16 protein-coding genes are annotated in these 19,764 nt (G+C 63.8%); 15 read left to right on the top strand and 1 reads right to left on the bottom strand.

Annotated features, from left to right (window positions below; genetic code table 11):
• Nucleotides 1-66 precede the first annotated feature (66 nt).
• Together E1293_RS08005 and E1293_RS08010 are read left to right on the top strand one after the other, a co-directional pair.
• Complete coding sequence (locus E1293_RS08005) at nucleotides 67-591, top strand: helix-turn-helix domain-containing protein (protein ID WP_132195442.1); 525 nt, start codon at nucleotides 67-69, stop codon at nucleotides 589-591.
• Nucleotides 588-1,154 carry an ImmA/IrrE family metallo-endopeptidase gene (locus E1293_RS08010; protein WP_132195444.1) on the top strand — a complete coding sequence of 189 codons (567 nt, stop codon included), beginning with the start codon at nucleotides 588-590 and terminating at the stop codon, nucleotides 1,152-1,154. Before E1293_RS08005 ends, E1293_RS08010 begins: the two co-directional genes overlap by 4 nt.
• 878 nt (nucleotides 1,155-2,032) lie before the next feature.
• Here the strand turns inward: E1293_RS08010 and E1293_RS08015 are convergent.
• Nucleotides 2,033-3,793 (bottom strand): hypothetical protein, encoded by a 1,761-nt coding sequence (locus E1293_RS08015; protein WP_132195446.1) that lies wholly within the window; start codon nucleotides 3,791-3,793, stop codon nucleotides 2,033-2,035.
• 380 nt (nucleotides 3,794-4,173) lie between these two features.
• On the opposite strand from E1293_RS08015, the gene E1293_RS08020 reads away from it, so the two are divergent.
• The 13 genes from E1293_RS08020 (at nucleotide 4,174) to E1293_RS08080 (ending at nucleotide 19,651) form a co-directional block, all read left to right on the top strand.
• A complete protein-coding gene (locus E1293_RS08020; protein ID WP_207938729.1) occupies nucleotides 4,174-6,129 on the top strand; it encodes a site-specific DNA-methyltransferase in 1,956 nt (651 codons plus the stop codon).
• Nucleotides 6,126-8,684, top strand: coding sequence for a DEAD/DEAH box helicase (locus E1293_RS08025; RefSeq protein WP_132195450.1), 2,559 nt, complete (start codon nucleotides 6,126-6,128; stop codon nucleotides 8,682-8,684). The genes E1293_RS08020 and E1293_RS08025 overlap by 4 nt, the downstream gene beginning before the upstream one ends.
• 802 nt (nucleotides 8,685-9,486) lie before the next feature.
• Nucleotides 9,487-9,921 carry a hypothetical protein gene (locus tag E1293_RS08030; RefSeq protein ID WP_132195452.1) on the top strand — a complete coding sequence of 145 codons (435 nt, stop codon included), beginning with the start codon at nucleotides 9,487-9,489 and terminating at the stop codon, nucleotides 9,919-9,921.
• Nucleotides 9,922-10,796: 875 nt separating this feature from the next.
• Entirely contained in the window at nucleotides 10,797-11,396 is a 600-nt protein-coding gene (locus E1293_RS08035) for an SAF domain-containing protein (protein WP_165978131.1), read from the top strand.
• A 2-nt stretch (nucleotides 11,397-11,398) separates the two neighbouring features.
• Complete coding sequence (locus tag E1293_RS08040; RefSeq protein WP_165978128.1) at nucleotides 11,399-12,208, top strand: P-loop NTPase family protein; 810 nt, start codon at nucleotides 11,399-11,401, stop codon at nucleotides 12,206-12,208.
• Between the two features lie 98 nt (nucleotides 12,209-12,306).
• Nucleotides 12,307-13,581 (top strand): TadA family conjugal transfer-associated ATPase, encoded by a 1,275-nt coding sequence (locus tag E1293_RS08045; RefSeq protein WP_132195458.1) that lies wholly within the window; start codon nucleotides 12,307-12,309, stop codon nucleotides 13,579-13,581.
• Nucleotides 13,581-14,462 (top strand): type II secretion system F family protein, encoded by an 882-nt coding sequence (locus tag E1293_RS08050; RefSeq protein WP_132195460.1) that lies wholly within the window; start codon nucleotides 13,581-13,583, stop codon nucleotides 14,460-14,462. The genes E1293_RS08045 and E1293_RS08050 overlap by 1 nt, the downstream gene beginning before the upstream one ends.
• Nucleotides 14,459-15,349: a hypothetical protein gene (locus E1293_RS08055; protein ID WP_132195462.1), complete on the top strand. Its 891-nt coding sequence runs from the start codon at nucleotides 14,459-14,461 to the stop codon at nucleotides 15,347-15,349. The genes E1293_RS08050 and E1293_RS08055 overlap by 4 nt, the downstream gene beginning before the upstream one ends.
• Nucleotides 15,350-15,383: 34 nt before the next feature.
• Nucleotides 15,384-15,608, top strand: a complete 225-nt coding sequence (locus E1293_RS08060) for a hypothetical protein (protein WP_132195464.1) — start codon at nucleotides 15,384-15,386, stop codon at nucleotides 15,606-15,608.
• Nucleotides 15,605-16,000: a TadE family protein gene (locus E1293_RS08065; RefSeq protein ID WP_132195466.1), complete on the top strand. Its 396-nt coding sequence runs from the start codon at nucleotides 15,605-15,607 to the stop codon at nucleotides 15,998-16,000. Before E1293_RS08060 ends, E1293_RS08065 begins: the two co-directional genes overlap by 4 nt.
• Nucleotides 15,997-16,449 (top strand): TadE/TadG family type IV pilus assembly protein, encoded by a 453-nt coding sequence (locus E1293_RS08070; protein ID WP_132195468.1) that lies wholly within the window; start codon nucleotides 15,997-15,999, stop codon nucleotides 16,447-16,449. The genes E1293_RS08065 and E1293_RS08070 overlap by 4 nt, the downstream gene beginning before the upstream one ends.
• A gap of 62 nt (nucleotides 16,450-16,511) precedes the next feature.
• A complete protein-coding gene (locus tag E1293_RS08075; protein ID WP_165978132.1) occupies nucleotides 16,512-16,907 on the top strand; it encodes a pilus assembly protein TadG-related protein in 396 nt (131 codons plus the stop codon).
• Nucleotides 16,904-19,651 carry a BTAD domain-containing putative transcriptional regulator gene (locus E1293_RS08080; RefSeq protein ID WP_132195472.1) on the top strand — a complete coding sequence of 916 codons (2,748 nt, stop codon included), beginning with the start codon at nucleotides 16,904-16,906 and terminating at the stop codon, nucleotides 19,649-19,651. Before E1293_RS08075 ends, E1293_RS08080 begins: the two co-directional genes overlap by 4 nt.
• Nucleotides 19,652-19,764 lie beyond the last annotated feature (113 nt).

Raw genomic sequence — 19,764 nt, forward strand, 5'->3', positions numbered from 1 at the left:
CGCTCCGCAAGGGGCTGGAGGGCAAAATGTTGCAGCAGAGCGTCAGAACCAGCCTATGATCGGGGCATGACGGAACCGCGAAGTCCGGGGTACTCCCAGGAGGAGTTGCCTGTCGAGACCGAGCGGCTCGACATCGGGCACCTCGGCCAGCAGCTGAAGAAGCGGCGTGGGCAGCTCTCGATCCGGAAGGCCGCCGCCGAGGCTGGGGTTAGTTTCAGCACTTGGTCTCGGATCGAGGCTGGGGGCCAGCCAGACCTGGCGACTTTCACGCTCCTGTGCGCGTGGCTCGGTGTGTCACCGGCACGCTTTTTCAACCCTGTCACCGAGCGTGAGATGTCCCCGTTGGACCAGGCCATCGGCCACCTGCAGACGGATCCGCGGCTGACTGATGACGCGGCCGCCAAGATCAGCTCGATGCTCAGGGACATGTACGAGGCACTCGCGCGTAACGTTGCGCCGACGCGCCCACCGATCGCCTGCCACCTTCGAGCGGCATCTGTCATGCGCCCGGGAGCCCCACAGCGGCTGGCCGGGATCCTGGGTGACATCCATGAGGCGCTCACGCAGAAGATCGAGGCAGGCGAGCTTTGACACTTCCTCGTGGCTTCAAAGCCTCGGCCGAACGTGAGGCCGTCCAGTTGCGGCGTGAACTAGGGCTCTCGCCGGCCGACCGCCTCAACATCCAGGAACTGGCAGCCAACCTCGATGTAAAGGTCGTCGACGCTGGGACGCTCATCGACGTGGGACGCCTGGAAGAGATTGAACGGATCCAGGCCTTCGCCTTCAGCGCCGCTACCTTTGCGGTGAACGACAAGAACTACGTCGTCACTAATCCCGTCCGGACCGACCCCAGGCGCAACAGCGACATCGCCCACGAGTTGTCGCACCTCATTCTGAAACACGAACTCACCGAGATCCGCGAAGTCGATGGCGTTCCTTTCCGCACCTGCCAGCCTCAAGAAGAAGAGCAGGCCACCGCCTTTGGCGGGACCCTCATGCTGCCCCGGCCCCTCCTGCTCGCTGCGGCCTCCAAGGGCATGGGCCCTCAGCAGATCGCCAATACCTACGAGGTGACGCTAGAGATGGCCCGATTCCGCTACAACAGCACCGGTGTCGAGAAGCAGGTACGCAGGTTCAGCACTTCAAGAAGCTGACGGTCGCGAGGGCTGGTCCGTGCGGTTAGATGGATACACCTGGGTCACCCGCCTCTGATCTGTGACCTGGTTGGCAACTCGACTGGCGGCCATGGAACGAGGCGTTGGCGATGGTGGCTTTGATCGCAGACCATGAGGTAGTGGCGGCTGCTCAGGAGATTGACGCGGCGTTCTGGCCGGTGGGCCCGCTGGTGAACTTCTGATGCTGACTCGCTCGCGTTGCGGGAGGGGCTCGAGGTCAGGCGCCGCGAGTTCGTCAACATTGCCGCAAGCACCTGGCCACACCGAGGCCGCCGCTGGTCCGCCTGACCGGCCAGCCTAGCAACCATGATCAGGTCTGGGAACTCCTTCATTCTTCGTTCCCCTGGCACCAGTCAGATTTGGCGCCGATTCGACTCCTCTACGGGAAACCGCACGCATGGCTGCACCCACAACCCCACCAGCCACCGCTGCCAACTAACGATCCCGTCCCGCTTCTCAATACCGTAACCGCATGGGCCGTGTCGCTGGTGAGATAGCTACCCGCCCGCATGTCGCAGCGATATCCCGGCCCGTGCGAGACATGACAGCATACGAGCCAAAACTATCGAGAGCTGCCGGGCCTGAGTATCAACGGGCTTCAACGACGCAGGGGAGATCTCCCCGCGCGGCCTCGGATGACCGTCTACCGGTTGGACCTACCCCCGGCGCCGATTAACAACCTCGCTTCCGTTCCGCGATTCCGCAACCGCGCGGGCCGTGCGGCTGGGACAACTACAACCCATCCGCCCACGCCCCGGGGCCGCGATCGGCGAGCTGCATCGGATGATGCTGAGCATGTAGGGCGACGTGTGCGGTGCCCGCGTTCCCTTGGTCGAGTGCGGGTGAGCGCACCCAATTTAGTCGAGGCCGTGTACCAATCGCGCGATCGAATGTACTGCCGCAGCATGACGAATAATCTCATTGTGGTACTGAGCTGCGTCGTTGGCATTATCGGTTAGAAGCCGTGCCGATAGCCCGATGAGGTGGGCGCTGCCCAAGCAGGCTACGTCAATGGACAAGCCGAGCATCTCGGGGCTTAGTTCGTTGCCGTGCCCGACGCCGTGACGGAACCGGGTGGTGTGCAGGTGCCCAATGGGGGTGCTGTGAGTGATCTGGCTGAGCAAGGAGTAGGCCACCTCCAACCAACCGGGCTCGGGGAATGGGTCTCCCAAGTCCCTGAGCATGCTGCCGATTGTGGGGAGTGGCTTCCGATTCCTTGCGATCTCGTCGTCGGGCGTAACGATAAGAACGTTTTTAGGCCGTGCGAAGATGTGAATCGCATCAGACCTAGGTACGCCACTTCCTATCAACGTGTTGATCGTCTTCTGCTGACGGGCCCGGAACTCGTCGAAGTACTGTTTTGCGCGCTCTTTGAACTTTTGCCAGTCGCCTACGGAATAGCGCCAAGCCATGCGAGCAGCTTCCTCTAGCAGCATCCGCGCAGCGAAGACGGCGATCACACTTGACCCGGGCTGGTCGTAGGTTGCCATCACTGCCTCCAGGTTGGAGTGGCCCCCGCCGTAGGCGAGCATGGCGTGCAGTGTGGGTTGTCCGCAGTCCCACGGGTTGACCCGCATGCTTTTGACTGACTGGTAATAGGTCTCCGCGGCCTGGACGACTCCTTGAGCGGCGTCTATGCCCGGCGGGAGGTCACCGGCGGGCTGGACGACGCCCGGTCGCAACAAGGTGGCTTGCCGCGACGGAGCGCTCCTTCCCTTGCGTTGTGGAACGGGGCGTCGTGCGGTGTCCAATCTGTGGAGCGGCACCGCTGTCGCCGTGACTCCTGCTGCCAGTTCCACCGCGCGCTCAAGGAAGGCCTGACGTGGCACGTCGGCAGGCCAGAGTTCCGGTACTGCAGCAGCGGTACCGATTAATGTAGCGGCCACTCCAACTGAAGCCACCTGCATGAAGAGCGCCTCATGGTCGGCCCGCAAATCATGGCCGGCAGCGCCGTCGTCAGTGAAGCTGCTCAGCAAGCCCAAGTAGTTGCCGTGCCCGGCATGAGCCAGGACCATCACGGCACCACGCAGGCCCGACATATCCAACAGCTCTCGTGTCCTGCGTAGCAGTTGCGCATGCTCCGAGACGTTGCCTGGAGATGAGCCGACGCCACGCCGGGAGAGGAAGTCGTCGAGCAACTCGTTCTCGTTCGGCAGCGCCGGTACGTCCAGCCAACTCATTGACTGACCGGTCAGGTCCGCGATGTCGGGCAGCGGCATGAGCCAGCGTGGTTCGTTGCCCAGGGTGGCATCAGTCTGTTCGAGCAGAATGCACAGGCGGTTACGTTCGTCGCGCAGGTCGCCAAGTAGCGCACGACGTCGATCCGGTTCATCGCCGATCCACAGCCACCGCAGCCCGTCGACGAACAGGCTGCGTGCCATCGAGCCGATGACCGTGCCGCCGAAGCCAGCACCGATCAGCGACTCGGCACAGGCGTAGCGCTGGCGGGCGAACATGAACGCCAGCCCAGCAAGGAACCGGTCGCCGGAAACGTCGGGGCGGTAATCGATGGGCAGTTCGTCCAGGTGTAGACGCAATTCGCGGGTAGCCTGGCGCAGCTGGTGCGTCTCCGACGTGACTCTCCGACCGTCCGGTCGTTCCTCATCAGATTCAGCCACCTGCGCCGAGCTCTCCCGTCTACGTGGCCCCTGTCGATGCTGCCAACTATATTTGAAGTCTGCTCCGGCACAGCCGGAGTCAACCGGACACGCAAGGTCGACACCGTTCTCTTCGGCCACAGACGGTCACCGAACCGACGGCGAGGGCTGATCGTCACCCGGGTGGGATCTGGCGCGACTGTCGTAGGGATCCGACAAGATGAACAGGTCACCTTCTAGCCAGGGAACACTCCATGACCTCTAGCTCGACGCCCAAGCACCAGGGTCGTCTCGAACTCACTTGGTCCGACAAGGACAAAACGATCTTGTCAACCGGAGACGGAAGGTACGACTACACCTTCGTTGACCCGTCTGACTATAGAGTCTCTGAGGTCAGGCTCTTGCACGAGGTTGGCCGGGTCGAAGCTTCAACGCCGGACGACCTGCCACTGGGGTTGCCTCAGCCGACGTTGGGCAATCTCCTCATCAGTGGTGATGCGATGCATGTACTAGACGCTCTCGCTAAGATTCCCACCTACGCGGACCAGTACCTGGGACGAGTGAAGCTGGTCTACATCGACCCCCCGTTCAACACCGGGCAGGCCTTTGCCAGCTACGAGGATAACATCGCGCACTCGATCTGGCTTACCCTCTTGCGAGACCGAATCCGCCAAATCAGGCCACTTCTTTCTGAAGATGGTTCCGTATGGGTTCATCTCGATCATAGCGAGTCCCACAGGTGCCGACTCGTTCTCGACGAGGAACTCGGGGAAAGCAACTTCGTCGCCGAGGTTGCCTGGCAGAAGGCGGATTCTCCGCGAAATGACACCAGGCTGCTGTCGACGTCCCAGGACACGATTCTGGTCTATCGGAAGTCCGAATCGTGGACTCCTAATCGGATGCCACGACTCGCCGCCTCGAATACGAGCCGATATCAGTCGCGAGATGGGGATCCTGTGCCGTGGCGTGATGGAGATGCCACGGCAGGAAAGGCCGCGACGAACCATCCCATGGTCTACGCGATTCAGCACCCAGTGACTGGGGCTCTGATGTATCCGACAGCAGGCCGCTGCTGGGGCAAGGCGCAGTCATGGATGCTGGAGCAGATGTCGGAGTACGCTCCATATGAACTGCGAAATATTGGCGACGAAGTCGAACGTGCTCGCATCTGCGGGACAACTTCGAACAAGGTGCGGGCGGGCGTCCCCGCAATCATGTTGGCAGTACCAGTCGAGGAGGCCGCACCGATAGCGCAGGCTCGATATGCCGCCGGCCTCTGGCCGGAAATTGTTATGTTGGGACTTCGAGAGAAGATTCAGCGTAAAAAGCACTTGGCTGATAACGGTCGCGTCCCTGAAACGCTTTGGCTCGGAAGCGAGGTTGGCGGAAACCTTCGCGGGAAACTCGAAATAAAGGCGTTGTTTCCCAACGAGCACCCGTTCGCGACCCCGAAGCCTGAGGCGCTGCTCGGGCGTATCATCCATATCGCCTCTAACCCCGGTGACATTGTCCTCGACTGTTTCGCCGGTTCGGGCACAACGGCGGCCGTCGCACACAAGATGGGGCGCCGTTGGGTGACGAGTGAGCTACTTTCGAATACGGTCGCACGGTACGCGCTGCCCCGCCTTGTCAAGGTCGTCAATGGCGAGGACGCTGGCGGCGTCACCGCAGTCACGGAGCGGATATCAGCGATGAATGGCGACGACGAGGATAGTGATCGTAATGATCTACCTGGCGGGATGACGGCGGATGAGGCGCAGCAGTTCAATCGATTGCTGGCCCGGGTGACCAAGACCATCGGGCCAGAACTCGACGACACCACGATTAAGGCCCTCAAATCTGCGACCAAGACGAAGACCGTAACTACCGTCAACTGGCACGGTGGTGGCAGCTTCGTTCATCTCCAGGTCGGCGAGTCCATGTTTGATGAGTTGGAAGGCGTAGTCCTTTTGGCAGAGTGGGCCACTCAAGGAGCTTTGGCTGAGGCCATGTGTGCTCAGCTTTCAGTCGACTACCGTCCGGAAGGGATCTTTGCTGCGCGGCAAGGGCGAACCCGTTATGTGGTGGTTGATGGGATGGTCGGCGAAGGGACTGTAGCCGCGATCCTCGATCGTCTCGCGGCCGACGAGGTAGTTGAAGTCTGGGCGACCCAACTCGACGAGACCGCCGTCGAGGTACTCAAGAAGCGCCGGAAGGGTTCACGGCTTGAGTTGATACCCGATAAGGTGCTTGACAACTATAGGCGTAAATCGTCTCAAAACTCGCCGTTCGGTGCTGGTCGCTCCGTTGCGCAGTCAGCTGCGTCCTTGGACGAAGCCGGAGAAGCGGCCACGCTTGACGACTTGGGAGGTACATGATGAGCGAACTGCGGTTTGAACTCGATCTGCTTGATGAGATCGCTCACCGCCTGGATCTCCGTGAGCCGAACCGCAAGGCGATTGAATCCGTTGTTCTGCGGACTTCGGATCACTATGACGTGCAGGGCAAGGCCGAGCCGTACGAGTGCATCGTTGACTCGGCTACCGGCGTAGGGAAAACCTATGTCATGGCCGGACTGATGGAGTACCTTGCTGGCGCAGAGATCCCGGCTCGAAATTTCCTACTACTGGCCCCCGGGCGTACGATCCGCGACAAGTCAGTCCGCAATTTCACTGCGGGAAACATCAAATCGCTGCGTCACATGCTGCGGTCAAACCCGTTTGTGATAACAGCCGAAAACTTTGACACCCAAGCGACACGGATCGCTATGGACGACTCGTCGATTACGAAACTCTACATCTTTACCGTTCAGGCGCTCACGACGTCCACTGGCGAGGGCCGGGCCACGCATGCTCCATTGGAGAACCTCGGGAAATCATTTTTCGACTATCTCGCAAGCCTGGACGACCTCGTGATCTTGGCGGATGAACATCACTGCTACCGCGGGAAAGCATTCTCCAGCACTATCTCGAAATTGAAGCCCGAACTAGTAGTCGGTATGACTGCTACGCCTGTTAGAGCCGATGAGGCGCTGGTCGCGTTCCGGTACCCTCTGGCGGCCGCGATCGCTGACAAACTCGTGAAGACCCCGGTCATGGTGGGCCGGCGGGATGACCGTACGGATCTCTCGACGAAGCTACTCGACGGCGTCAATCTGCTCCGCTACAAGGCGCAGGCCGCGGACTCCTACGCCAAGGAGAACGGCTTCGCCCCGGTGAACCCGGTCATGCTGGTAATCGCGCAAAGTATCGAGGAGGCCGAGGAGTTCCATGGGATCCTCGATTCGACTGGTTTCGACGGCGGAGAGTGGGTTGGCAAGACTTTGCTCGTCCATTCGAAGCTAACTGGTGATAAAAAAGAGGTGGCTCTTGCCGCGCTTGATGCGGTTGAGGAGCCGGGTTCACAAACCCGCATTATCATTAGCGTCGGGATGCTTAAAGAAGGATGGGACGTCAAGAGTGTATACGTGATTGCCTCAATGCGGGCTTCAGTCTCTGAGGTGATGACGGAACAGACTCTCGGCAGGGGCATGCGATTGCCGTTCGGCAAATATACAAATATCGAACTTCTGGACACGCTTGAGGTTTTGGCGCACGAGAAGTACAGCGATCTATTGGCCAAGCGCAAGGTCCTCAACGAGGCATTTATCGACTACGGTACGTATGCCGAGCTCCGTAGCCTGCCCGATGGCAGTGCTGTTGTACGACAAAGGCAGGAGATGACCGACGCAACGGTGATCGCTCCTCCATCGGTCTCCGAAGGAACGCCGAAGGGCTCCGGTATTTCAATTCAATCGGGCGCAGATTTTTTTATTTCCGACTCGGTTTCGATCGCTGGACCGTCGCTGGCGTCCACGTCAGGCGAGGTTGCGGGAGTCGTGGATTTTGATAGCCGGAAAAGGGAAGCTGAGGGAGCCGCCAAAAAGGCCGGTGCCCCAGTCCAGTATGACCCCCTCGCCAACAGGGAACCTATTCTCATTCCCAGGCTGATTTCCGAGGTGCAAAGTATCTCGGTGAGCCTGAACGACATTGATGACTATGGGCCGTTCGAGCAACTGGGGCGTACCCTCACGGCAGACATTTCTGATGATCTAAGACGGACAAAGATCATCGCCGCCCATGATGGCCGCCGGGTGGTTGTATCCACCCAGGATGCGTCCGACAAGATCGCCTCTGCACTTCCACTCGACATCCCGCTATCGTCGTCCCGCGCAATGCTCATCAAGCGCGTGATGTCCGTCAAAGGTGTGGCGAACCGCAAGCTAGAGCTTGGCGCAGCCAATCGTATCGTCGATCACCTGATCAAGGCCATGGGAGACAAAGCGGCCGAGCACCTTTCGGCCTTCGGAGCGCGGTGTGGTCAACGTCTCGCTGCTGACGTTTCCAAGACACTTCGTGCTGCGAGTCGTGTGGCCCAAGTCAATTATTCTGATCATGTCGAGGTCGTCGCGCTTAATAAGGTTCGTCTGACCAGGAAGGCGCAGGTATCGGGTCACGCTGACGGGTCGTTCGACAAGACATTGGCCTTTGGCGGCTGGAGTAGGAACCTTTATAGTCACGCCTGGTTTGATACCTCTCCCGAGTTCGATGCGGCCAATGCCATCGATGCTGGTGCAAGCGTGTTGGTGTGGGCGCGTCTTCACATCAACGATGTCCCGATCACCTGGACATCGGATGGGAACAAATACAACCCGGATCTTGTGGTGATCGAAGAGGTTGAGGGGAAACGCTATGGCTGGCTCGTTGAGACCAAGGCTGACAAGGATCTGACGTCTCAAGAAGTAGCTGGAAAACGCAAGGCCGCAAAGAGATGGGCGAACACTGCGAATTCTTCGCCCGATGTGGCGATAACGTGGCGTTACCTATTGGTGGGCGAACAAGATGTCGAGGATGCGCAGGGCTCCTGGGAACATTTGAAGGGGTTCGGCCAGTAGTTAGTCGTTGACCGGGGAGGCTGGGCCTGTTGCTCTAATTGGGCCACTCAAGATTTCGCAGTGAAGAGTTCCGAAGGGCTTCTGCGCGGTCTGATGACGTGCTTTCTGCCTTGACCTGGGATGACCGCGCGGGCTGGTGCGTTCTGCTCGATGGAAGTAGCCGCGGGTGTGTCGAGCTAACTCAGCCCGTGTAGTGTCCTCGGCTGTCAGCCTGGTGATGGCGTACGCGCTGGTGATCGTGGTCCTGCCGGTCGCGATTTCGGTCGATCAGTTGCAGATGAATCTGTCAACTCGTGGTTCTGCCGGTTGCCGGCTCACTGCACCTGCTCCAGCGCTGGTTTGCGCCGCCGCGGTGCTGCCTTGTCGTAAGCGACATGGTGGGCGCGCTGCCCCGGCTCCTCGCCGAGTTCCACACGGCGGCCCGGGGTGCTCATCTCCCTCCGGGGGATTAGATCAGAAATGCCGCAATTTAACATCTGCCAATGACGTCACGGCTATTAGGTAAATATGTCCACTTGAAGGTGGATTGTCTGAATCTGGTTGTGAAGAGATTTACCTTCGTGGCGCCTTGATTTGTGGTCGAAGTATCCGGTCTCCATCTACCATCGCTCGACGTCGTCATATAGCGCCGCTGTCACGACGGTTCACGGTGGCGCTCCACAGCGATCAAGTTCGTGAGGGTGGAGACTTGTCCGGTACCGGTCGACGGGTGGTGAATCGGCTCTGCTGGCTTAGTGTGGCGGGTGCTGCATTGATGGCCTCGGGGTGCGGTGGTGAGCCACAGGCTGTTGCCTTGCCCTCGGTGACGGATTCCAGCACGCCACTGCCGTCCTCGACTGCGGGGGAAGAGAAGGCTGTGGCGTCGGCTTACATGAAGTTCGTCGCGATGCTCGATCGTGCGGATTCTCTGCCTACTGAGTCTCGTAAGCAGGAGCTCGCTACTGTCATGGTAGATCCTCAGCTTTCGCGTGTGTTGCAACGTATCGACAAGATGAGGAGTCAACACCTGACGACTTACGGTCGCATCATTGTTCACGTAAAGAAGGTTCAGTTCGCCGGTAGTGGGGCCACGATCTATGACTGCCAGGATTCCCGCGACTCCGGACTTCTGAACTCGATTACAGGCAAGAAGGTTAATCGTGGGGTTCCGCAGGGGAACACCAAGGCTCTGATGGTCAAGAGTTCGGATGGGCAGTGGCGGGTCAGTAAATCCATCACGATCGGTGAAGGGTGCTGACGGGTGGAAATTGTTGCGCCCGTGCTTGGAGTTGGACTTTTCATTTCCTCTTTCGTTGGCGCGTCACCTCCGCGGGATCCCCTGCCGCCGAGCGCGAACCCCTACAGCTACAACTTCGGCGCTCAGGACGACGGTAATCCAGGCGGCGGAGGGGCCCCTGCTTCTAGATCGCCCCGAAGCAACGCCAGCGAAGAGCAAGAACTGGGACCGCATGATTGCCGGCGACTGAGCGACGATGTGCAGGTCTGCGAGCCAGTGCATGGGGGCGGTAAGGCACGCAAGGTCTCCCCGGCTGAGTTGGCGTTGACCAAGTGGGCGCATATGCAGATCCCCACGCCGGCAGTGCGGACGGCACCGCCTCGCCGGACCGACGGTCTGGTGGGCCTGCCGGAATGGTTCTGGGTGACCAACTGGCATCCGTTGAGCGGTCGCGTCGCGGCTCGGGACGTGTGGGTCGAGGTCACTGCTCGGCCGCAACGTATGACCATCGCGCCGGGGCCTGGGGAGCAGGTCGTTCGGTGCTCTGGACCCGGTACCGCCTATGACAAGTCACGGTCAGCCGCGTCACAGCGCACCGAGTGCTCCTACACCTTTACGCGGTCCTCGTTGCGTGAGCCTGGCGAGGCGTATCAAGTGCGGGTGACCGTGGCGTGGGGCGGCACATGGCGGGGTTCTGATGGGTCTGGTGGGGTGCTTCCGCAGGTGAGCCGGTCGACGAGTTTCAGGTTGCGGGTGGCCGAGGCGCAGGCGCTTTACCGATGAGGGCCGGTATGAAATTGAGTGACCGAGCGTTGCAGGGGCACGCCGCCTCGAAGACCGTGAGCGGCGCGGGGGCCCCGTCGTCCAAGCGACTGGCGCGGCAGCGCCGTCCAGGAGTGATCGCGGCGGCGGTGCTGTTGCTGGTGCTGGCTGTGGCGACCAACGTGTATCTGTTCCGCTCCTCGGGCGACCGGATTTCAGTCGTCAGGGTGGCGCGTGACGTCGCGATGGGGCACAAGGTCACCCAGGCTGATCTCGACGAGGCCCGGGTTCCGCTGGTGCCAGGCGTGAACATGGTTCCGGGCCGTCAGCTTGAGCAGGTTGTCGGGCGGCGGGCCGCTGTGGGGTTGCGGAAAGGGACGCTTCTGGCGGCGTCGCAGTTGACGACGCAGCAGAGCCCTCCGGCGGGGAGGACGCTGGTTGCCGTCCCGTTGAAGGCTGGTGCTATGCCGCCCGGTCTGGCTCCCGGCTGGGCAGTCCGAGTGGTGTTCACCTTCGGGGATCAAGGACAGGAGCCCGCAACCGGCACTCCACGGAGCCGCGCGCAGACCACGGTTTTCCGGGATGTCGCCGCAGTGGTCGACGAGGTGATTGGACCGGACGCCGAGGGAGCGATGACGGTATCCCTGGTGGTCCCTGACGCCGACAGCAGTGCGGTCGCGCGGCAGGCGGCTGCCGGGATGGTCGTTCTCGTCGTGACGGAAAGGCGGGGCTGATTGTGGCGCTGCACTGTGTCGTCTCGGCGGGCGGATCGCCGGGTGTCACCACTACGGCGCTGGGCTTGGCGATGGCCTGGCCGAGCCGGGTGCTACTGGCCGAGTGTGATCCCATGGGGCGTCGTGTGGTGTCGGGCTTTATGGCGGATCGTGTCCGTGAGTCGGTCGGCCCGGGTCTCCTCGGCTTGGCCATGGCCGCCGAGTCCGGGCCGCATGCTCGTCTTCCGCTGGAGGACTATGTGCTGCCCATCCCCGGCGAGGACTTCGTCGAACTGTTGCACGGTGTTCGTGATCCTCGGCACGGGGTGCGGCTGGCGTCGTTGTGGAGCCGGCTGTCCGAGGTGTTGGCGTCGAGACCGGGCGATGTGATCGCGGACTTGGGACGTATTGGCGGGCGGGACACACCGGATGCCCTGCTGCGGGCCGCGCGGAGCGTGGTCATGGTGTTGAAGCCGACGTTGACGCAGGTCGATGTCGCTGCTCCACGGCTCGATGCTCTGAAGGGCCTGGTGGGCGATCGCGCGGCCGTCGGGCTGTGTCTGATCACGGATGGGCCGTACAGCGCGGCTGAGGTCGAGCGGGTTCTTGGAACACCGGTGTTTGCCGAGTTGCCGCACTCGCCGGCTGATGCCCGAGTCTTCTCGGAGGGTGCTCGGCCCCGAAGGACGTTCAAGACATCGCTACTTTTGCGGTCGTTCAAGTGCCTGGGGCGGCGGATCAACGCGACTGCCGGGGCGCAGACGATGGACGTCGGGGACGAGGACGGGGCCGTTCTGGCGGGTGCTGGGACCGTTGCTCGGGGCGTCCGGTGAGTGCGGCGGGATGGACGTTCGCCAGGCCAGAGGGAGCCCGCAACGCTGACCCCGCGTCCGCCGGAGTAGCGCAGCTGGGCGAATCGGACGATGCGAATGTGTGGGCGGCCGTCCGTGAGGTGTCCGCGCAGCTAGTGGACGTCCTAGGCGACGGCCTCGACCGGATACGGGCCCGGCAGTTGATCGATGCCCGGGTGCAGGCGTGGTCGCATGGGCTGCTCGCGTCCGGACGGGTGATGTCGGCGGAGGCGCTGCGTGAGATCGCCCGGCTGATCTTCGACCGGCGGTTCGGGCTCGGACCGTTGCAGCCGTACCTGGATCGTTCCGACGTGGAGAACATCGTCGTCAACGGATGCCGGCAGACCTGGATCAGCTACACCGACGGCACCAAGCGATCGGGGCCGCCGGTCGCCGAAACCGATGATGACCTCATCGAGTGGGTTCAACTACTGGCGCGCCGCGGAAACACAGGCCGCGAGTTCTCCCACGCCTCGCCGCTGCTCGACGTTGCTCTGTCTGACGGCGTCCGGCTGGCCGTGGTGGGCTGGGTTTCGAGGCGTCCGCATCTGGCGATCCGGGTGCACCGGCTGGTCGATGTCACGTTGCGTCAGCTCACCGGCCTCGGCACCCTGACCGAACCCCTCGAAGCTTTCCTGGGAGCAGCGATCCGGGCCCGACGCAACGTCATCGTGTGCGGGGAGGTCAACACCGGCAAGACAACGCTGGTGCGAGCGTTGGCCAACGAGATCCCGCCCGAGGAGCGGGTCATCACGTTGGAGAGCGACTTCGAGCTGTTCCTGGACGACCCGCGCCTTGCGCATCGTCATCACGACGTCGTCGCCATGGAGGCCCGGCAGGCCAACGCCGAGGGGGCGGGCGAGGTCCGCTTGCAGGACCTCGTACCGGCGTGCCTGCGCCTGAACCCCGATCGCGTGATCGTGGGCGAGGCCCGGCACGGGGAGCTGGCGCCGATGCTCGAAGTGATGTATTCCGGGGCACGCGGCTCGATGTGCACCCTCCACGTCCACCGGCCGGAACACGTGTTCAGCCGCGTTGTCCAGCTCGGACGCCGCGCCGATCTCGGCCTCGGGGCTGACGACGTGCACCTGATGTTCGGGCTGGCTGAGCCGGTAATCGTCTACCTGGAGCGGGACCAGGAGAGCAATGAACGGTTCGTTTCGCAGGTGATGGAGATCGGGCCGCCGGCGGACTCGGTAGAACCGACCCGCAACCTGATCTTCAGCCCAGGACCCGACGGACGAGCCACACCCGCGGGCGGGCACATCAGCGCCTCCCTCCTTGACGAGCTCACAGCACAGGGCCTCGATCCCGAGCTGCTGAAGCCCGGTTCGGACGTCGGAGGCTGGCTGTGATGACCATGCTCGCCGCGCTGGCTGGCCTATGCGCCGCCGGAGCCGTCTTCGCGATCGTGGCCGGACTGCGGGGAACCGAGCCCGCAGAACGACAAGTGCGTCCACCGACGCGGTTGCAGACGCTCATCCGCTCGTCAGCCTGGCCTGGACGTCGTAACCGATTGCTCGCCGGTGGCGTGTCGGCCCTCGCGGTATTCCTGCTGTCCAGCTGGCCGGTTGCCGCCCTTGCGATGGGGGTTGGGGTGTACACGGTTCCGCCGATGTTGTCGGGGCGGGCACCGCAGCGACGGATCGCGCGGCTGGAGGCGTTGGCCCAGTGGTCCCGGCGGTTGGCGGAGATGATGGGCGCCAGCCGTGGCCTGGAGCAAGCCCTGGCGGACAGCGCCCGCATCGCACCCGAGGCCATAAGTGCGCCGGTGACCGTGCTTGCAGAGCGGCTGAACAACCACGCCAACACTGAGCAGGCACTCCGGGCGTTCGCTGAGGAGCTGGACGACTCGATCGCAGATCTGATCGCCTGCGCGCTGGTGTTGGCCGCCCGCCGACGCGGCCCTGGGACACGGGAAGCGCTGAGTCTGCTGGCCGACGCGGTTGAGCACGAGGTCCTTGTCCGCAGGGATGTCGAGGCGGAACGCGCGGGGCTCCGTACGACCCTCATCGTCATCGTGGCGTCCGTCGTGGCCCTGAGCGTGCTGTTCGCCTCGTCTCAGACGTTCGCGGCGCCCTACGGCACCGCGTTGGGACAGGCCGTGCTGGCCGTTGTCGCCGCGATCTACGGGGCCGGGCTCTGGTGGATGCGGCGGCTGGCCGTCCTGTCGACCGGCGCACGCTTTCTACACACCGACCGGCATACCCCCGCGGTGCAGGGGGCCGAGCTGTGACCGTGATTGCCGCCGTTGCCGGATGCCTGGGCGCTGTCGGCCTCATCCTCCTCGTCGGCGAGCTGCGGTCTGCGCCCCCTCGTCTGGACGCTGCTTTGGCGCGCATTGAGCCGGTGCCGAACCATCCGCTGCCCGTTGACAGCCTAAGTATCGGCGAAGGTGTCGGGCGGTGGCTGGCGGATCACGTCACACGCTCGGCCGGGCTTCTCGCCCTACCCCGGACTGATCTCGCACTGCTCGGACGCCCAGCCGAACGGTTCATGCTCGACAAGCTGGCCCTGTTCGTCACCGGGCTCGTCCTGCCATCCGTGTTCAGCGCCTTGGTGGTGTTGACCGGAGGTTCGCTGACGTGGACGTTCCCTGTCGTTGCCGGGCTTGCTCTGGCCGCGGTCTTGTGGCTAGTCCCGGATTGGAATGTGCGGTCTCAGGCTCGTCAGCGCCGGCGCGACTTCCGGTACGCCTTCACGTCCTACCTCCAGCTCGTCGTCTTGGAGCGCGAGGCCGGAGCCGCGCTGAACGCCGCGCTGGAGAACCCGGCGATGATCACCGAGGGGTGGCCGTTCCGGCGTGTTCACGAGGCGCTGACGCGCGCCCGCCATGCCCAGCAGCAACCCTGGCGGGCTCTCGCCCAGCTCGGCGAGGAGATCGGCGTCCGAGACCTGATCGACCTGGCGCACACGGCCGAGATCGCCGGGAACGAGGGGGCCAAGATGCACGACGTCCTGGTCGCCAAGATCACGTCGATGCGGCACGAGGCGTCCGCAGCGGCGCGCGCTGAGGCGAACTCCCGGACTACCGCCATGTGGGTGCCGACGAGCCTGCTCATGCTCGGCTTCGTGATCCTGGTCGGCTTCCCGTTCTTCTCCAAACTCCTGGCGTCCGGCTGAGCGTCGGACTATCGCACCAACGCATCGGGGGACCATGAACACACTTAACGCTGCGGCGATCCGTATGGCACTCGCCGCCCAGGACCGAACTCAGCGACTCGCCGCAGGTTTGCGGGAACGTGGCGACCGGGGCTCCGGCGTGGTCGAGACGATCATCATCGTGGCGGGCTTCGCTGGGCTGGCGTTTGCCGTCTACCTGGCCGTGTCCAGCAAGGTGCACGGCTGGATCAACAAGATTCCTGGCGCCACCGGCCCGTGAAGGTGCTTGAACGAGCAGACGGCCGGAGGGACAAGGGATCGGCAACCGTCGCGACGGCGATCACCTTCCCCGTCGTTGGGCTGCTCTTCCTGGCGCTCGCTCAGGCGGTCATGGTGTCCGTGGCGCGGGACGTGGCGCAGGCGGCCGCTGAAGAAGGGCTCCGCGTCGCGCGCGCCCGCCAGGGCTCATTCGCAGGAGGACGCGCCGCCGCAGCGTCGTTCGCGCGCGACGAGCCCATCCTGGAAGCGCCCGACGTCACGGTTTCTGGTGCCAACACCATCACCGTGCGGGTGGTCGGTCGCGCGCCGTCGCTGTTGCCGGGCGTCAACATCGGCGTTTCACAGACCGTGCGCGGTGCCCGTGAACGGTTCACTACTCCGGGGCCGACGTGACCGTGGGGGAGAGGACGCTGGTTCATGCAGACCGGGCACGGGACGCTGGCAACGCGGTGGTGGAGACCGCGATTCTCGCTCCGGTGTTCATCACGCTTCTCGCTGGTCTGCTCGTGGTGATGCGGGTAGCGCATGGCAGCGCCGTAGTCGCACAAGCCGCCGCTGACGCCGCGCGGCAAGCGTCCATCGCCCGCACCGTTCGCCAGGCGCGAGCCGAGGCCAACACCAGTGCCATGCACACCTTGCGTGACCGGGGTCTGCATTGCACGCCGTCGGTCCGACTCGATCTTTCCGGCTTCAAGCGGCCGGTCGGGCAGCCGGCCACCGTGTCGGCCCAGGTGATCTGTGTGATCCGGCTTAGTGACATTGGCCTACCCGGGATGCCCGGTGCCCGGACGGTCACGAAGACCCATCGATCACCAATCGACCCGTACCGGGGGACTCGGTGATCACTGCTTCCTGGATGCGGTCGCGCGTGCGTCTACTCCGGCGACGATCCGACTGCGGAAGCGTGAGCGTCTTCGCCGTCATCATCACGCTGGTCGTCGTGGTGTTCTTCGGCGCGGTCGTCGACTTCGAGCAGGCTCTCGAAGCCCGGCAAGACGCCAACACCGTTGCCCAGGAGGCCGCCCGTGCCGGCGCTGGGCGAGTTGACCAGGACCGTGCCTACACCCGCGGACAGTTCGTCGTGGACCGTGAGGCCGCAATTCGAGCGGCGCGCTCCTACCTGCGAGCCAGCGGCTACAGCGGCACCGTGACCACGGCCGGAACGCGCACCATGCGCGTACACGTCTCCACCACCCGTCCCGCGCGGTTCCTGTCGGTGATCGGGATCTCCGTCCTGCACGCCGACGGCACCGCGACCGCGAACCTGACCACCGGAGTCGAAGGACCTCGCCAGCCGTGACTTACACCGGACGCAGCCGCCTCGCCGACTTCACACGCGGCCTCGGCGCCCTTGTGGTCTTCCTGTTCCTCTTGGTCGGGTGTCCGGTCGCGATGTACGTCATGGGCGGCTCGCCCATCCCGGACCGGATTCCGTCCTGGGAGGAGGTCAGCGCGATCCTGATGCGACAGGACACCGACCAGAGCGTTTTCCTGGCCACGATCTTTCTCATCGGCTGGGGCGCGTGGTGCCTGTTCATCGTCACCGTCTGCGCCGAGACGATGAACTACCTGGCCGGACGATCCAGGCCCGTCCTGCCGCGCCCGGTCCGACCGTTGCAACAACTGGTTCGAGACCTGATCGCCACAGCCACCCTCACCTTCAGCGCCGCGGCCTCCCTCGCCACGTCGGCTTCCGCCGCGACGCACACGCATGTAGCGACCGATCCCCATGTCGCCGCTGCTCCCGAAGCGGGTTCTCATGAACAGTCGTCGCCCAGGCAAGACACACCACCACGGGAACCGACCGCATCCGAGTGGACTCCGCTACTTGCCGACGAGCCCACAGCCCAGCCGAAGCCCGATCACCACGCTTGGCGAACCCACATCGTCAAGCGAGGCGAAACTCTCTGGGGCCTCGCCCGGCACACCTACGGCTCCGGCGACCTCTACCCCAATATCTTCAAGAACAGTCGGCAGATCGACCAACCCGACGGAATCCCCGCCCTGACCGATCCCGCTGTTATCCGCCCTGGCCAGCGCATACGACTCCCGCGCCCCAGCGCGCCAGATGGCCCCTCTTCCCGCTCGCAAGCGGCCTCGCCGGGTGCAGGCGCACACGCGACCCCGTCCGATCAAGGCAAGAAAAGCGATGCCCGAACCCCAACTCCGCTTCGCCCAACGTCCGAGCAGTCGACGGTGTCACCGGTGCCGAGCCCGGTCGTAGCACCGCCCGCCGACCACTCCGCCAGCCCGGCACCCTCGACACCGAACGACCAGGATGACTCAGACTCGCCCCTGGCGATCTCTCTTCCGTCCGGCTCGCGTATCGGCCTTGGTCTCGCTGCCGCACTCAGCGTGGCCGTTGCTGCCACCCGCCTGCACAGACGCCGCCGGCGTCCACTGAAAATCGATACGGACTCCTCCGAGCACATTCCTGAGCCCCCGATCGCGGCCCCAGTCCTCGGAGCCCGCAAGGCGCACCTGGACACCTACGTTGTCCGCGAGGCTCCCGTCCCGTCCGACCCGGAACTCGTCCGTGAGGACCTGCTGACGCCGGAACCCGACCAACTCGTTGTGGGTACCCGTGATGGGCAGGCCGTCAGTGTGCCCCTGGCAGGGCTCAGCTTGGGCCTGTCCGGAGATGGCGCCCACGCCGCCGCCCGAGCCATCACTACCGAACTACTGGCCAAGGCCCACCGCTACCGCGCCGAGATCCTCATCCCGCAGGCCGACGCGCAGGCGCTCTTTCCGGGCGACGAGATCACCGACCTGTCCACGGCGCTCGACGGATTGATCATCAAGCCCTCCCTGCGCGAGGCCATCAACCATCTAGAGGTAGAACTCCTCCACCGTGCCCGGGTCCTGGACATGACCGACCAACCCGACGTGGCCGCATTGCGCGCCGAGGACCCGGCCGAACCGCTGCCGACTGTGCTACTGGTCGCGTCCATACCCGCGGACGACGCAAGGGTTGACGCCCTCGCAACGCTCGGGTGCCGCTTCAGCATCGGCGTCCTAGCGCTCGGTGCTTGGACGTCGGGCACGAGCGTGGAACTCGCCAGCGACGCGACTGTTACGGACACGCGCGGCCCCAACGCCGCACGGTTCACTGAAACCCGCTTGTTCCACCTGACCACCGGCGACGCCACAGACATGTTGCGGACCATCCGGACCGCCACAGGCACCGAAACAGACGCCACGTCCTTGCGGACGAGCGCGGACCACGTAACTGAACCCGAGCCGCGCGCTGCCGTGACCATCGTTCCGCCGCCGCGCCCACCTGAAGGAGCGCCGCGTCCCCCGGTCCGCCTTGAGGTGCTTGGGGACGTCCGATTGCACACCGCAGACGGCCCGATCAAGACGGGACTGCGTCAGCGTGCCCGTGATCTGCTCGCCTATCTCGCCCTGCACCCCGACGGCGTCACCCGAGACCGTGCGAGTGCCGATCTCTGGCCAGACGACAGCCCCGGGAGCATCGTCTCGACGTTCAACACCGCCGTCACGAATATCCGCAGCGTTCTCCGGAACGCGACCGGCCTCAGCAGCCCCATGTACGTAGTCCACAGCGCCGGCCGCTACCGCATCGATCCCGACGTCGTCGACATCGACCTCTGGCAGTTGAACGCTGCCCTGGCCGACGCTCAACAGGCCACCGACGACACCGCCAGAATCCGGGCGCTCACCCTTGTAGCCGACCGCTGCGCCGGCGAGTTCGCCAGCGGCCTCACACAGCAGTGGGCCGAGGTCCATCGCGAATACCTCCGCCGTACCGTCGGCGACGCCCTCGCGAACCTCGCTCGTCTCCTTCAAGAAGCCGATCCGGAGCGGGCACTGATGGTGCTGGAACAGGCCATCACTTGCGACCCCTACTCCGAGCCCCTCTACCGACACGTCATGCGGCTACAAGCCCGCCTCGACCGTCCCGACGCCGTCCGCCGTACCTACGGCCTCCTCGCGGCCCGCCTCGATGAACTCGATGCCGAACCCGATGGCGAGACGCGTAAGCTCGTCAGCTCCGCAACGCGGGCGTTGAATCGAAACTGAGGGCGGAGCCAGCGCTCAACGCGCGCGCGAGCGTCGATTTGGTGCGAGCATCCGGCAAGGACTTGCACAGGGAAGACGCGTTGTCAGGACCGAGGGGATGTGATCGGCTATCG

The organism is Actinomadura darangshiensis (genome assembly GCF_004349235.1).
Classification (GTDB): Bacteria; Actinomycetota; Actinomycetes; order Streptosporangiales; family Streptosporangiaceae; genus Spirillospora; species Spirillospora darangshiensis.